Here is a 14,292-nt window from a genome sequence, read left to right as displayed (position 1 = left end):
TTCTTCGTTGCTATGTTTAATGTTTTATTGCTTCATTATTTGTTAGATTTCATAATCCACTAAGGTTGGTCGCCTTTTAAAATTGGAGAGAAGGCTGATTAAGCGGCTTCGATTGATTTTTCGACGGCTTCATCTGATTTATCGACGGCTTCGGATGGTTTTTCGGCGGCTTCCCTCATTTTATCGGCGGCTCCGAGCGATTATTCGGCGGCTTCTCCCATTTTATCGACGGCTCCGAGCGATTTATCGGCGGCTTCATCCAATTTATCAGCGGCTACGATTGATTTTTCGACGGCTCCAAAGAGATTTTGATTGAAGAAAAACACCCTCTGTCGCTTTCACAACAAAGGATGTTTCACTGTTTCACTCAAAAAACTTCAGACAAAATATACAATCTTTTTCGCCTCTTGGCGTACCAAAATAGACGTGACAGATGTGAAAACCTTCTTCATAAATTCGTGCTAGATTGTCATACCCTTCTCCTACGGCTTGCATGTTTTCTCCATTTGTCTTTTCTGATTCGGATTCACTCTCACTCCGTAAATCATCAAGACGTTGCCGTAAATGGTGGTTTTCATGGGCCAACTGGTGATTTTCTTCAACCAATTGCACGAGATTGGTTTTTAATTTCACCAAATCCTCTTGTAACTCGGTAAACTTTTTTTCAAAGCTCGAGAAATGCTCTAACATTTCTTTTTTGTTCACGTTACCCACCTCATTGTTTAACAGCTGGAACTGAAAGGGCCCCCTCTTCAATCAGTTCGTCGATGGTATATTCGACAACCCGTTCCAATTCAGTCAATTCAACTTGGACAAGTCGTTCAAGCATATTAAGTCCAACTACTTTCCCTTTACCTTGCGCAGTGTTTAATCGCTCTCCAATGTCTGGAAGTTCTCGTTTTGCATCTTCATACATATCATTCTCGTATTTTAAGCAACACATGAGTCGACCGCATAATCCAGAAATTTTCGCTGGATTCAATGAAAGGTTTTGGTCTTTCGCCATTTTGATGGAAACGGGCTCAAAGTCCCCTAAAAAGGTTGAACAGCAAAGCATTCGACCACAAGGTCCTATTCCACCTAACATTTTCGCTTCATCGCGCACACCGATTTGGCGTAGCTCGATTCGCGTTTTGAATACAGATGCCAAGTCTTTAACCAAGTGTCTGAAATCAACACGGCCATCTGCTGTAAAGTAAAAAATAATCTTGTTTCGGTCAAAAGTGAATTCCACATCGACCAAATTCATATCTAGCTTGTGCTCTAGAATCTTCCGAGCACATAGTTCAAAAGCTTCTTCCGTTTGCTGTTGGTTTTCCAAAACGGTTTGATGATCATGCTCATCAGCAATCCGAATGACCTTCTTCAACGGAAGGACAACATCTTCCTCGTCGACACGCTTTTTCGCTATGACGACATCACCGTATTCGATCCCGCGAACTGTCTCAACAATAACACAGTGATCTGTTGTAATCGCTAAGTCGCCTGGATCGAAGTAATATATTTTACCCGCTTTTTTGAAGCGGACACCTATTATTTCAATCAACCTATATTCACCTCTCCATTTTGAGGATTAGTTGCTCCATTGCCAATGTTGGATGGACATGCATCGCCAATCTTCGTTTCGTTTGCAACACTTCATAAATTGCCGCTTTAATCCGCTGTAACGGCAAATGAGCTTGTTGCTGTTCCAGTCGATCCATTTGGTCAATGAAGACTAGTTGTTCCTTTTCATCTAAGTGTAAATAAACGAGATCCTTCAACCATACAAGCAACAAATCAAGACCTTTTTCATGCTGCAGTCGACCATCGAAATGTTGCATCCATGTTTGATGGAGATATATGTAGGATTCCTCATTAGACTGGACAATCCTATCCATTAATTGTACCACTATTTTTCGGCCATTCGCAAACCACTCATCACTTTGTATTTCTTTCGCCTCAATTAAATCAAAACGTAGCGCTGATGCCAATCGAGCATTTGCTTCACTGAGTCCTTCTTCACGCAATTGTTGTAAATAAGCCTCTTGTGCGAGCGGATAAAAATGAATGCGCTGGCAACGGGATAAAATCGTATCCAACAACGCGTCTACCTGCTCTGTCAAAAGAATGGCCAATGTTCGCCTGCTCGGCTCTTCTAAAAATTTGAGCAACCGATTTGCTGCGTTAACGGTCATTTTGTCCGCTTCTTCAACAATATAAATTTTTGAATCAGACTCAAAGCTTGAATATGTAAATTCCTTTTGCAAAAACTCAATCTGTTCCTTTTTGATGGATTGACCATCTGGCTTAATCCAATGCACATCCGGATGGTTTCCCGATTGAATTCGTTTGCAAGCCACACACTCACCACAAGGTTCTTCATTTTCTTGCGGATTTTCGCAAAAATAGCGCATGGCAAATAAAAGACTGGCCTCCCGTTTGCCAGTCCCTCTAGGCCCATGAAACAAATAGGCATGTGCTATTCGGTTTTTTTGAATACTGTTTTGCAACATTTTCGTTGCGACAGGTTGTTTTTCGCCTAGTGTTGACCAGTTCATCATGCCCATCCTATCTATTTAAATCGATTTAAGCGTATAAGTTTACTAGCAATCCTTTAATTTCACCGATTACTTTCAACAAATCGAGCGAGTCTTTTTCTTGATCTAAAAGCTGGTCGGTTAAGTTCATCAACTTCTCGTCTATTTGCTCGACCAATGTAAGTTGTCGATTTCCGCCTGTCAGGTCCCAGCTTCTCGACTGTTTCAACGTCATACCATGCTTGACAGCTTCGTCGATAAATTCATGAATCATTCGTTTATATTTAGCTAAATCTTTAAACGAACGGAATTTCGCGATTTTCTCACCTTGTGATTGTATTTGGTTAAGAAACTTCGTCAGCTGTTCTCCCTGTAGTTTATCTCGTTCTTGTCCAACCATCGATAAAAAAGCTTGTGAAGATTGTGAAGTATTCACACGTTTCGTTTGATTCGTATCGATTTTGGTTTGGAGATCTTGAGTGATCTTCATAACGATCTACCTACCTTTACATGAGGCAATTAAAATTTAAAAAACGATTCTACAGGTAATACAAACACCGTTGCTCCGCCAACTTCCACTCGAACAGGTCGTGGGATATAGGAATCTGCATTTCCACCCATCGGCGAAATTGGTGCAACCATTTGTTCACGTTGACTGCAATTATCACGGATAATATCAAGAGCCGCATCAACTTGGTCGTCGTCACAACCGATCATTAACGTCGTGTTCCCTTCTTTTAAGAAACCACCGCTTGATGCTAATTTCGTCGTCTTGAACTCTTTTTCCGATAACGCATCTTGTAACCGGCTCACATCTTTGTCTTGGACTACAGCAAGGACTAGTTTCATCCTTAACCTCCTTCAGATCCTTTTCTATCATTATAACAAGCTTTAGGGGATTTTATCACTAGTAAATACTTTTAACGCACATTTAATTGGTTTTTGATCAATTTTAAACATTCATTTTGAACAACTTCGGCTGATTGGCTAGCATCGATTGATTGAATACGATTTGGAAAGCGCTCGATCAACAATTCATAAGCATCAAAAACCTTTTGGTGAAATTCAATTTTCTCTAAGTCCAATCGGTTCTGCTCGCGATCTTTATTCGCAGCGATTCGTTCTAATCCTTTCACAGGGTCAATTCGAAATAAAACGGTTAAGTCAGGCATTGAATCTTGAATGGCAAACCGGTTCATTTCGTATACTTCGTCAATGCCAAGGCCTCTCGCAAAGCCTTGATACGCAAGACTACTATCGATGAAGCGATCGCAAAGGACGATTTTTCCTGCTTCCAATGCTGGCAAAACACGCTCGACTAAATGTTGTCTCCGGGCTGCAGCATACAGCAAAGCTTCGGTACGAGCCTCCATTGCTGTATGTTCAGGGTTTAAGATGACATCCCGAATCTTTTCAGCAATCTCTATTCCACCTGGCTCACGAGTTTGAATCACTTGATAGCCCGCTTCAGTCAATTGGTTATGTATATAGGAAAGAGCAGTCGTTTTTCCTGCCCCTTCAACGCCTTCAAATGTAATAAATAATCCACTCACGCACATAAACTCCTCTATATTTGTTCTCGATAAACTGTCATTCCACGTGTTAAATCATATCCGTCATATTGAATTGATTGGAATAGCTGTTCTTTTGAATGGAGAACCTCGAGATCTTTTTCTCGAATCCGTTCCCCCCGAAGAATCAATGGTATCCCCGGTGGATAGGGTGTGATGGTCTCCGCAGCCAATCGTTCGACTGCTTTTGACCACGGAACCCATTCCGTTTCCAAATGGTGGAGCTCTTGATAACTCAATTCCAATCGCTGAATATCTTTTTCTGCATGTCTACTTGTTATTTTACCATGAAAATCGTTTAACTTGAGCGTATTTACCGACTTTATTGCCTGTTGTAGACGAGAAAAATCAAATTGTTCATCATAGAAGCCATGAATCAACAATAATTGATTATTTTGTACCATCTCAGCGTATATGCCATTCGCTTGTAGTTGAGCATCAATCTCTCGCATATCGATGTCATTTGAATGCAATGTTGTTTTCAGCGGATCATCAATCCCCGGACGAATCGGTTGCATCGATACGTTTTGTAACGAACTGAGCAGTTCCCGAATCTTTTGGATTTGCGTAAACGTTGCTTCCAAGTCCTTCTTCGTACATGTCGCCAAAAAGTACCGCGCCAAATCAAGAGAAGCCATCACAACATACGACGGACTGCTCGTTTGCACCATTTGCAAATAATGCGCAATCCGTTTCGTTGAAATGCGCTTGCTGCTACAAACGTGTAAATAGGACCCCATCGTTAACGCCGGTAACGTTTTATGAGCAGAATGAACAACCACATCTGCTCCACAATCAATAGCCGATTTGGGAAACGGAGTACCCAACCGTAAATGTGCTCCATGCGCTTCATCGACCATTACGGGGAGGTTATTTTCATGACAAAGCTCAATAATCTTTTCCAGATCATATGTCGACCCGAAATAATCCGGGTACGTCAAAACAACCGCTTTAATGGAAGGATAGCGGTTAATAGCCTCTCGGATTGTTTCACGTGAAATAATCGATACACGGTCCACTTGTTCATCATAATCTGGTGAAACGAAAATTGGCTGAGCCCCTGCTAATTCCAGGGCATGCATGATTGATTTATGACTGTTTCGCTGAACAAGAATTTCATCCCCTGGCGAACAAGTCGCTAAAATCATCGCTAGATTCCCAGAAGTCGTACCATTCACGAGAAAAAACGTCCGTTCTACTTGAAAGTATTCTGCTGCCAATTCTTCTGCTTCCTGAATGACACCTTCAGGTTGGTGCAAATCATCCAAGTTGGATAGCTCCGTTAAATCAAACGTCATCATTTCTTGGAATGGATTTATCTTCTGCGATGGAAACACACGTCCATTTTTATGTCCTGGAACATGAAATGAGACAGGGTTCTCATTTGTATGTTCTATTAATTTATCAAATAAAGGGGTTTGATATTGATTCATGATTATTTCCTCTTCACACTCGTTTATATCGAGCATAGCAGAGCCACCCACAATTGAAAAGCTACTACCTTAATCGAATGGCGGTGCATATACTTCAATCTTGGGACACTGGGCCACTCTCACTCAATCAAGGGACCATATATTTTCAATTTGGGAACATAATTCACAAACTAAGTATTATAAATTCTTCTATTGGTCACATAAATATCTCAGACGGGCTTATAAACGCCAACAGTAGTCTCATATTTTTCATATAAGGGTACATATAAAGAAAAAAACTCCTACTGTTTTTGGTAGGAGCATGCTTTTAACCGTTCAACATAGTAATCATAACGTTCTTCTTCTGGCGATGTATTGATGATTTCCTTCTCACAATCCGTACATATAAACGCATATAACAGCTGTAATCCTTCATGCTTCGGCTGATCACAAACCTTGCAAACTTTCATAGATTCTCTCATAAATAACTTCCCCTCCTCTTTATCTACTAGCTTGTCCAGGACGAGAAGCATTTATACATAAATCTATGAAATTTTTAATAGAAATTGTTAAGGAAGAATCAAAAAGTGAATGGCTGCTAAACTTCCTAAACCAAATAGACCGAGAAACCCAACAAACAATGAGGTGAAAATATTAATGGGTATATGAAGACCGAACATCGACCCAAATACATTGGCAAAGAAAATAAACAATGCACCAATAACCAGCCGTACGACTCCTTTGGAAGCAAAACGCATCAACTTCAACGGCGGACCAAAAAACAGAACAAGCACAATCAATGCAACAATTGCTAAAATGACAACGATAGGATCCATCTGACATCCCCTTTCTGCAATTACTCTATTGTCATTTTATGTTGTGTGTATTTTAAGTAGAACAGATTGTTTATCTATTTTTCAATTTGGTAATTTTTTAAATATATTGATTGTGATATAGTAAATGTAGAAAATTTTTACAAGTTTAACGTGAACTTTCTAGCATTATATTCTAATATGATAAGGAGGAACATATGAAGAAAAGATGCTTTTTAATAGTCGGTTTAATATTTTTAGTTGCATGTAACCAAAGTGTAGACCTAGAAACGTCTAGCCAGCCAGAAGACGTACCGAAAAAGCAAAATGAAGAGACGCCTAATGAAGAAAACATTTCTTTAGAAGAACAATTCATACCTCCGAACTTTACAATCAATCAGCTAGAAATGGATGTACAAGAGAAGGAACTGATCATCCAACTTTATTTCACACTTTCTCAAAACCTCTATGATTTACTTCGTCAGCATGAAGATTATTACTTTGCTATTGAATATCCAGAGGTTTTTCGTGAATATACGGGAATTTACATATCAGAACCTGTAAAAGGTCCTATTCCAGCCAACAAAAACCTCTCTTATCAAACGAACATCCACACCAAATGGAACAAGAAATTGTCAGCAAGCTTAATGAAAAACCTTTCAGGGGAAGATGCTAGCTATAATCTACTGATTTTAAATAGTGAGTACGTTCCTGTTCATGAATTCAAGGACATCCAATGGTACCGGTATGTTAATAAAAATGAGGGATAGTCTAGTGTGTTTTCTATAAGACTTTCTGCCATGTTTTCTTGTTCATTCGATCGTATAGAGCACTTCTATTCGACCTTTCAGCTTGTTTCCTTGCTCGCTCGGGCGTATAGAGCACTTCTATTCGACCTTTCAACTTGTTTCCTTGCTCATTCGGGCGTATAGAGCACTTCTATCCGACCTTTCAGCTTGTTTTCTTGCTCATTCGGGCGTATAGAGCACTTCTATTCGACCTTTCAGCTTGTTTTCTTGCTCGATCGGGCGTATAGAACTTTTCTATTCGATCTTTCTAGCTTATTTTCTTGCCACGCGAGCTAGAATGACCACCTATGAAAAAATCCGCACGCTCCCATAAAAAGGAACAGTGCGGATTGTTTTATAAATCCCGTCGACCTTCCAAAGCTTTGGACAATGTTACTTCGTCCGCATATTCCAAGTCTCCTCCGACTGGTAATCCATGGGCAATTCGGGTTGTACGGATTCCAGACGGTCTCACTAACCGGGAAATATACATCGCTGTCGCTTCACCTTCAACTGTCGGATTTGTCGCTAAAATCAGTTCTTCTACTTCTTCATCTTTTAAGCGTTCAATCAACGATGTGACGTTAATGTCTTCCGGTCCAATTCCGTCCATTGGTGAAATCGCACCGTTCAATACGTGATATCTCCCTCGGAAGTCTTTCATCTTTTCCATCGCGATCACGTCTTTTGGATCTTGAACGACACAAATAAGCGTGTTATCTCGATTTGGATCCGTGCAAATATTACATGGGTCCTTATCGGTTATATGCCCACAGTTACTACAATGAGTTAACTCACGTTTCGCATTGACGAGTGCTTTCCCAAACTCCAACACATCATCTTCTTCCATCGTTAACACGAAAAAAGCCAGGCGGACGGCTGTTTTCGGACCAATGCCTGGCAGTTTTGTAAAACTGTCGACGAGCTTTGATATCGGTTCTGGATAATACATGAAGCGTGCCTCCTAGAAGCCTGGTATGTTCATACCTTTAGTAAATTGACCCATCTTTTCATTCGTCGTGTCTTCCACTTGCTTCATGACGTCGTTCGTTGCTGCAAGAATTAAGTCTTGTAGCATTTCTACATCATCTGGATCAACGACTTCTTCATTAATTTCAACATCTGTAATTTCTTTTTTACCGTTGGCGATGACTTTCACCATGCCACCACCAGCTGTTGCTTCAAATGTCATTTCATGTAGCTCATCTTGAGCCGCCATCATTTTCTTTTGCATTTTTTGCATTTGTTTCATCATATTATTCATGTTTCCTCCACCACGCATATAAATGCCTCCTTAAGATTCTTTTATTTCAAGTAGTTCGTTTCCAACAAGCTTTCGGGCTTCAGCGACTAAAGGATCTTCTTCAGTTTCTTCTTGTTTTGCTGGTTCATCCGTTTGTTGTTGGTTTAAAAAGTCTTCTCGAATTGTTGTCCATTCTGTTTCTGGTACTGGAATAATCGTTAAATGCTTTCCAGTATACTCACTCAATTGTGATTCTATCATAGTTTGATTTTCCATGACTAATGAACAATGGATTTCATAACGGAAAGAAATAATCAACGAGTCACCTGAAGCGGCTCGCGGCTTACTATCGACCAATTTCGCGTGAGCTGGCGGACTATTCCGCTTCAGCTGGTCCATGAAGTTCGCCCAATTTTGTTTCACATTTTGAATATCTTCCTTCGTCGCTTCCGTGAGTGTTCGTCGGATTTTTTCATATGGAATTTTATAACCAGAGCCTCGATTCGTCCTCCGCTTGGTTTCCTTCACAGGCGAAGGCTCTTGTTTCACCTGAACACCTTGTTCTTTCAACTGATTCAATGCTTTTTCAAGCTGGGCAACTTGTCTTTGTAGAACAGCTGTATCTTCTGCAGGTGCCGCTGGTCGATCTTCCGTCGTATGAAGGTCAATTTCTTGCAGGTCCAATAGTGCAACTTCAAGCAAAACTTGCGGGCTATTGGTCCAGCGCATATCTTGCTGCGTTTTATTTAAAATTCCAATTGCTGTCTCGAGCCAATGTCGAGAAACTTTTTCCGTCTGCTCTTTGAATTCATCGTTTGGAATGGCTCGTACAAGTACTTCAGCTTGTCCCCGAGAGCTTTTATACATCAGTACGTCTCGAAGGTAGTGGATAAAGTCAAAGACAAAGCGACCTGGATCTTTACCGGATTGCAGTTGATGATCTAACAGTTGCAAGGTCTCTTTTGCATTATGCTCTAATAATGCATTTGTTAATGTAAATAGATGCTCTTGGGCAATTGACCCTGTCACAGCAAGTACATCATCCATTGAAATCGTCGAGTCATCACTGTAGGCAATCGCTTGGTCGAGTAAACTGAGCGCGTCACGCATACCACCTTCAGCAGTCAAACTGATATGAATCATCGCATTCTCTTCATATTGAACGTCTTCTTCATCTAAAATATACTTCAATCGGTCAGTTATGGCCTGCTGTGAAATCCGCTTGAAATCAAATCGCTGACAACGTGAGATAATCGTAAGCGGAATCTTATGCGGTTCCGTTGTCGCCAAAATGAATATGACATGCTCCGGCGGTTCTTCCAATGTTTTTAACAACGCATTAAACGCACCTTGTGAAAGCATATGTACTTCATCAATAATATACACTTTGTATTTGACAGACGTCGGTGCATACTTCACTTTGTCACGGATTTCCCGGATATCATCCACACCATTATTCGATGCAGCATCAATCTCAATAATATCGGAAACCGTTCCATCTTGAATGCCTTGACAAGCTGAACATTCTCCACAAGGTTCCTCGACTGGTGAACGTTCACAGTTGATGGCCTTCGAGAAAATTTTTGCAGCACTTGTTTTACCGGTTCCACGAGGGCCAGTAAACAAATAGGCGTGCGCAACTTTATTCTGCAATAATGCATTTTGCAGGGTGCGGGTAATATGCTCTTGTCCGACGACATCGCGGAAATCTGTTGGTCGCCATACGCGATAGAGCGCTTGATATGCCATGAGTTTTTCTCCTTTAAAATTCTCTCTTTATTATAACTGATTTTGCTCGAATCGGACAGGATTTTAATATTGTTTCATTTCTTGAATAGAACGAAGTTTCACCAAAAATAAGCCAAAAAAAGAGCATCCGGTTTTAATTCCGCCTGGACGCTCCTTTTTTATGAACAAATTTTTCATTAACTGTTTTTGATTAAATAATTTTATAAGCTTAACCGATATTGATCTTTTTGGTCATTTTCTTTAATGTACCAAGGACACTTACAGCAGCAAGGTAACTTGTATTTTTGTTTGATGGAAATGGATTGTTTTTTATCTCAAACGAAGCTGTACCAAAATCACCGCTCACTTGGATAGAATGTATATTTTTATCCAAATTCGGATCCGCCAAAAGAGTTACTTTCGTTTGTCGCAAGCCAACTCCAGCTAGTGCTAATGCAATCGATACATTGATGTTTTTAGGAAATTGTTTAATTGCTTCCGCTGCATTCCCTTCAAAAACAACCTTTGTTTCATCGGTCGGTTCGCTCAACAGCGTATGGGCTGGTTTTCTTGTCACTAGAGATACAGTTTCGATGACTCCCGCTTCAGTAACGTTTTCAATGAGGTCTAAACCACCGATAGCTCCTGAAGGTAAGTGAATTCGATGATTCTTTGCTTTGATAATCTCTGTTATTTCATTTAAGAAGGTCTCTTCCGCTAACGCACCAATGCTGATTAATACGGTTTCTTTCTCGCTCACAACGTCTGGTAGCACTTCTTTAGCCGCTTGAACATTTGCAGCTTCCACAACGACGTCGATTGATGAATCTAAAAATTCATCGACAGATGTGTATAATTCCACATCATACCGTTCCTCTAGATATTGATATTTTTCTAAGTTACGGACGAACACACTAGTAATTCGTATATCTTGATCCTTTTTTCTGGAAAGCTCATCAAGTAAATACGTACCAATGGTTCCTGCACCAATTAAACCTACTCTCATTGACACTCACCCTATAAAAAAAGCTTACCGATTAAGGTAAGCCTTGATTTTTGTATGTAACACCGTGCACCCGTTGTCGACCAGGCCATCATATGCGTTACGCAAGTTTGCAGCTCGGCCCAGGCGATCCTGCGTCACATAGAAGGGTTCGCTTACTGCTGCTTCCTTCCGGACCTGACAGGGTTCGCGAGTTTCTATTGCGCAGGACCCAAGCGTCAACACTGCGCCCTTGCGGCAGGCCATACAATGACCTGGCCTCGAACGGGAGTTCAGCCCCACTATAGCGGATTGTGGGTTACAGGGCACCGCTACCTCCCCACCTAGCACGGCAAGTATTGAATATGCACTCCTAATTGAAGTGCACTACCTAGTATATAGCGATTTGAGGAAAAATGCAATCGGTAAAACTTACTTATCCGCATTCTTCTTCTTTTGATTTCTTAAGTTTTTAAAAAACGTTTTCAACAGTTCTGAGCATTGTTCTTGCAGCACTCCTGATATGACTTCTGATTGATGGTTAAAACGCTTTTCATCCAATAAATTCAGCAACGTACCAGCACATCCTGCTTTCGGATCCGCTGCCCCATAGACGACTCGTGGTATTCTCGATTGAACAATTGCTCCAGCACACATTGGGCAAGGTTCAAGTGTTACATAGAGCGTGCTATTTTCTAAACGCCAACTCCCTATCGTTTGATTCGCTTCTTGGATAGCCATCATTTCAGCATGAGCTAAACTATGTTGGTCTGTTTCCCTCCGGTTATATCCCTTTCCAATCACTTCACCGTCATGGACAATGACTGCCCCGATTGGTACTTCATTGATTGCTTCAGCTTTTTTTGCTTGTTCTATTGCTTTTTCCATCCAATAAATGTCCATTGGCGGCCAGCTCCTTTATTTAGCTTTTTTATGGCTGAATCTCCAAGTCATAACTTCTATTCGTACACATAAATATAACATATACTGTGCAAAAAGGAGTGTACGTGATTGATCATTCATACCGTTTCTCGAGGAGACTCCGTCTATTTACTTTCTCAACGTTATCAAACTGCTGTTGATTTGATTGTCCAAGCAAATGAATTGGATCAACCAGAAGACTTAGTGGTTGGGCAAGCATTAGTGATTCCGATTGATTCTTATACCGTCCAGCCAGGTGAAAGCTTATATTTGATTGCACAAAAACTGAATACAACCTATCAAACACTTGCAGCCTATAATGATTTGAGTTTAGAAGCACCTCTTTTAATCGGGCAGGTGCTGGCAGTTCCGAAACCTGCTGAGCGACCGATTGTTTCCAATGCGTACATCGAGCCTTCTGGAGGAGTCGTCAGTGAAAGGTTGCAACAATCTGCACGCTCAAAATCTCCGTACTTAACTTATCTGGCACCATTTACGTATCGGGTGAACCGAGATGGTACATTAAATCCTCCACCACTTGATGATTTTCCTGCAATTGCTGAAGCAAACGGAGCGGCTTTAATGATGGTTATAACGAACCTAGAAGAAGGGGCTTTCAGTGAGGAGCTTGGCCGTCTCATTTTAACCGATAATACGGTGCAAACAACGCTTTTGGATGAAATCATCCAAACAGCGACAGCAATGAATTATCGTGACGTTCATTTTGACTTCGAATTCCTGCCTGCAGAGCTAAAGGAAAGCTATAATGATTTTTTGCGGCGAGCGAAACAACGATTACAAGCCAATGATTTATTATTATCTACAGCATTAGCACCGAAAAACAGAGCGGACCAGCCTGGACAATGGTATGCGGCGCACGATTACAAAGCTCATGGCGAGATCGCCGATATGGTTGTACTAATGACTTACGAATGGGGATATAGTGGGGGCCCACCAATGGCTGTCAGTCCAATCGGTCCGGTTCGTGCAGTCGTTGAATATGCACTTACTGAAATGCCTGCTGAGAAAATTTTGCTCGGACAAAATCTCTATGGTTATGATTGGACGCTTCCTTATGAACCTGGCGGGGAATATGCTCGGGCACTTAGTCCAAACCAGGCAATCCAACTCGCACGTTCTATGAATCAAGCCATTCAATACGATGAGGAACCTCAGGCACCTTTCTTTACGTATTGGGACGCAGAAGGAAATCAACACGAAGTTTGGTTTGAAGATGCACGCTCGATTCAAGCTAAATTTGACTTAATCAGAGAGCTGAACCTCCGTGGCATTAGTTATTGGAAGCTAGGCTTGGCTTTCCCGCAAAATTGGCTGTTGCTTCAAGATCAGTTTGCGATCGTTAAAAATGTTTAATAAACAGTCAAAACATCCAGACGGAATGAAAGTCTGGGTGTTTTTAATGCTTACATATCAAAATTTTCATCAATCAGATTCAATTTTCGCTTCCCTAACCTTTGTCTCTGCCAATTCATACGCTTGTTTCAATCCATTTTGATTAATCTCAGCTTTTGAGATTTCCTTATAAGGAACCTCTAATGAAAATGTTTCTTTAAATGGTCCGTTGTTCAATAAAATTCGATTAGGTTCTTCCCAATAAGCTATGATTTTCTCCTCGACACCTTTAAACTGTTGACGAAAACCATGTTTAAACATTTTCGTCTCATTTTCTTTGTCGATTCCCGGTTCATTCAGGCAAAAATATAACGATAAATCGTCACAAAACTGCAATAAATGAAAGTGAAAATCAAATGCCTTCTCGTTAAACTGGTCACCGAGTTCCTCTTTAATTTGATCATTCTTTTTCATTTCCCGGGAAATATACTGCTGAATTACTGGATCTTCAGCTGAATGATCAAAAAACGACAAATAGTGATGACTGCAAAGTAAACCCGCATATTTCGACTCGCTTCGCACTTCATCTACACCCTTTTGGTAATGTTCGATCTTTGGTTCTATCGGATAATTCATAAAAGAGTGCGGTTCGTGTTTTTCTTCGTTCCACGTTGGTTGATCATCCAACGGAATCCAAGCTCGATCATGTTGCGTAATGGCAAACTCCACTTCTTCACGCAATTGCTCTGATAAAAACAATTCACTCGGCCAATGTTTCGCAATTTCTCCACTTACCTTTGCATGATCATGCTGTGTAAACATCCGAAAAGATTGATCATTTTTCGTTACAATCACTCAATTCACCTCATTGTTAAAGGAGTATGTACAAAATCGAGTAGGAGGAGGTAGTTAACCTCCGACCTCTCACACCACCGTACGTACGGTTCCGTATACGGCGGTTCA

Annotated in this window: 18 protein-coding genes and 1 other RNA gene; 2 read left to right on the top strand and 17 right to left on the bottom strand. The window is 40.8% G+C overall.

The genetic code is table 11. The features are described 5' to 3' along the window. Positions 1-200 precede the first annotated feature (200 nt). The 10 genes from KC820_RS13390 to KC820_RS08980 form a co-directional block, all read right to left on the bottom strand. Positions 201-326 (bottom strand): hypothetical protein, encoded by a 126-nt coding sequence (locus KC820_RS13390; protein WP_272874476.1) that lies wholly within the window; start codon positions 324-326, stop codon positions 201-203. A 37-nt stretch (positions 327-363) separates the two neighbouring features. Further along, positions 364-690 carry an initiation-control protein YabA gene (locus KC820_RS09020; RefSeq protein ID WP_236782597.1) on the bottom strand — a complete coding sequence of 109 codons (327 nt, stop codon included), beginning with the start codon at positions 688-690 and terminating at the stop codon, positions 364-366. A gap of 25 nt (positions 691-715) precedes the next feature. After that, positions 716-1,546: a PSP1 domain-containing protein gene (locus KC820_RS09015; RefSeq protein ID WP_212370364.1), complete on the bottom strand. Its 831-nt coding sequence runs from the start codon at positions 1,544-1,546 to the stop codon at positions 716-718. Between the two features lie 7 nt (positions 1,547-1,553). Further along, on the bottom strand, positions 1,554-2,540 hold the full coding sequence (holB, locus tag KC820_RS09010; protein WP_236782594.1) for a DNA polymerase III subunit delta': 987 nt from the start codon (positions 2,538-2,540) through the stop codon (positions 1,554-1,556). Between the two features lie 28 nt (positions 2,541-2,568). Beyond that, on the bottom strand, positions 2,569-3,009 hold the full coding sequence (locus tag KC820_RS09005; RefSeq protein ID WP_212370362.1) for a YaaR family protein: 441 nt from the start codon (positions 3,007-3,009) through the stop codon (positions 2,569-2,571). Between the two features lie 29 nt (positions 3,010-3,038). Further along, on the bottom strand, positions 3,039-3,368 hold the full coding sequence (locus KC820_RS09000; RefSeq protein WP_212370361.1) for a cyclic-di-AMP receptor: 330 nt from the start codon (positions 3,366-3,368) through the stop codon (positions 3,039-3,041). A 71-nt stretch (positions 3,369-3,439) separates the two neighbouring features. Next, positions 3,440-4,072: a dTMP kinase gene (tmk, locus tag KC820_RS08995; protein WP_212370360.1), complete on the bottom strand. Its 633-nt coding sequence runs from the start codon at positions 4,070-4,072 to the stop codon at positions 3,440-3,442. A 14-nt stretch (positions 4,073-4,086) separates the two neighbouring features. Continuing rightward, positions 4,087-5,523, bottom strand: a complete 1,437-nt coding sequence (locus KC820_RS08990) for an aminotransferase class I/II-fold pyridoxal phosphate-dependent enzyme (protein WP_212370358.1) — start codon at positions 5,521-5,523, stop codon at positions 4,087-4,089. A gap of 281 nt (positions 5,524-5,804) precedes the next feature. Then, positions 5,805-5,984 carry a sigma factor G inhibitor Gin gene (locus tag KC820_RS08985; protein WP_186279657.1) on the bottom strand — a complete coding sequence of 60 codons (180 nt, stop codon included), beginning with the start codon at positions 5,982-5,984 and terminating at the stop codon, positions 5,805-5,807. 87 nt (positions 5,985-6,071) lie between these two features. Continuing rightward, positions 6,072-6,338 (bottom strand): pro-sigmaK processing inhibitor BofA family protein, encoded by a 267-nt coding sequence (locus KC820_RS08980; RefSeq protein WP_144089343.1) that lies wholly within the window; start codon positions 6,336-6,338, stop codon positions 6,072-6,074. 194 nt (positions 6,339-6,532) lie between these two features. Here KC820_RS08980 and KC820_RS08975 point away from each other — a divergent pair, with 194 nt between their 5' ends. Beyond that, entirely contained in the window at positions 6,533-7,084 is a 552-nt protein-coding gene (locus KC820_RS08975; protein ID WP_212370356.1) for a hypothetical protein, read from the top strand. Between the two features lie 373 nt (positions 7,085-7,457). Here KC820_RS08975 and recR read toward each other — a convergent pair whose 3' ends face one another. From recR to tadA, 6 genes are all read right to left on the bottom strand, one after another. Beyond that, on the bottom strand, positions 7,458-8,054 hold the full coding sequence (gene recR, locus KC820_RS08970; protein ID WP_212370354.1) for a recombination mediator RecR: 597 nt from the start codon (positions 8,052-8,054) through the stop codon (positions 7,458-7,460). A gap of 12 nt (positions 8,055-8,066) precedes the next feature. Then, positions 8,067-8,384 carry a YbaB/EbfC family nucleoid-associated protein gene (locus KC820_RS08965; protein WP_212370352.1) on the bottom strand — a complete coding sequence of 106 codons (318 nt, stop codon included), beginning with the start codon at positions 8,382-8,384 and terminating at the stop codon, positions 8,067-8,069. A gap of 12 nt (positions 8,385-8,396) precedes the next feature. Further along, complete coding sequence (gene dnaX / locus KC820_RS08960; RefSeq protein WP_212370350.1) at positions 8,397-10,094, bottom strand: DNA polymerase III subunit gamma/tau; 1,698 nt, start codon at positions 10,092-10,094, stop codon at positions 8,397-8,399. A 208-nt stretch (positions 10,095-10,302) separates the two neighbouring features. Beyond that, on the bottom strand, positions 10,303-11,079 hold the full coding sequence (gene nadX, locus KC820_RS08955) for an aspartate dehydrogenase (RefSeq protein WP_212370349.1): 777 nt from the start codon (positions 11,077-11,079) through the stop codon (positions 10,303-10,305). Positions 11,080-11,141: 62 nt separating this feature from the next. Beyond that, positions 11,142-11,408: signal recognition particle sRNA large type (gene ffs / locus KC820_RS08950), an RNA gene on the bottom strand. Positions 11,409-11,487: 79 nt separating this feature from the next. Next, positions 11,488-11,958 (bottom strand): tRNA adenosine(34) deaminase TadA, encoded by a 471-nt coding sequence (gene tadA / locus KC820_RS08945; RefSeq protein WP_212370348.1) that lies wholly within the window; start codon positions 11,956-11,958, stop codon positions 11,488-11,490. 108 nt (positions 11,959-12,066) lie between these two features. Between tadA and KC820_RS08940 the strand changes: the two genes are divergently transcribed. Further along, positions 12,067-13,350 (top strand): glycoside hydrolase family 18 protein, encoded by a 1,284-nt coding sequence (locus KC820_RS08940; RefSeq protein WP_212370347.1) that lies wholly within the window; start codon positions 12,067-12,069, stop codon positions 13,348-13,350. Positions 13,351-13,419: 69 nt separating this feature from the next. Here the strand turns inward: KC820_RS08940 and KC820_RS08935 are convergent, their stop codons facing one another. Continuing rightward, positions 13,420-14,184 (bottom strand): DUF3891 family protein, encoded by a 765-nt coding sequence (locus tag KC820_RS08935; protein WP_212370346.1) that lies wholly within the window; start codon positions 14,182-14,184, stop codon positions 13,420-13,422. Between the last annotated feature and the right edge of the window lie 108 nt (positions 14,185-14,292).

The organism is Allobacillus saliphilus (assembly GCF_018138385.1).
Classification (GTDB): domain Bacteria; phylum Bacillota; class Bacilli; order Bacillales; family Alkalibacillaceae; genus Allobacillus; species Allobacillus saliphilus.
Note: the sequence above shows the minus strand (reverse complement) of the source record. Positions and strands in the feature narration are given on the sequence as shown.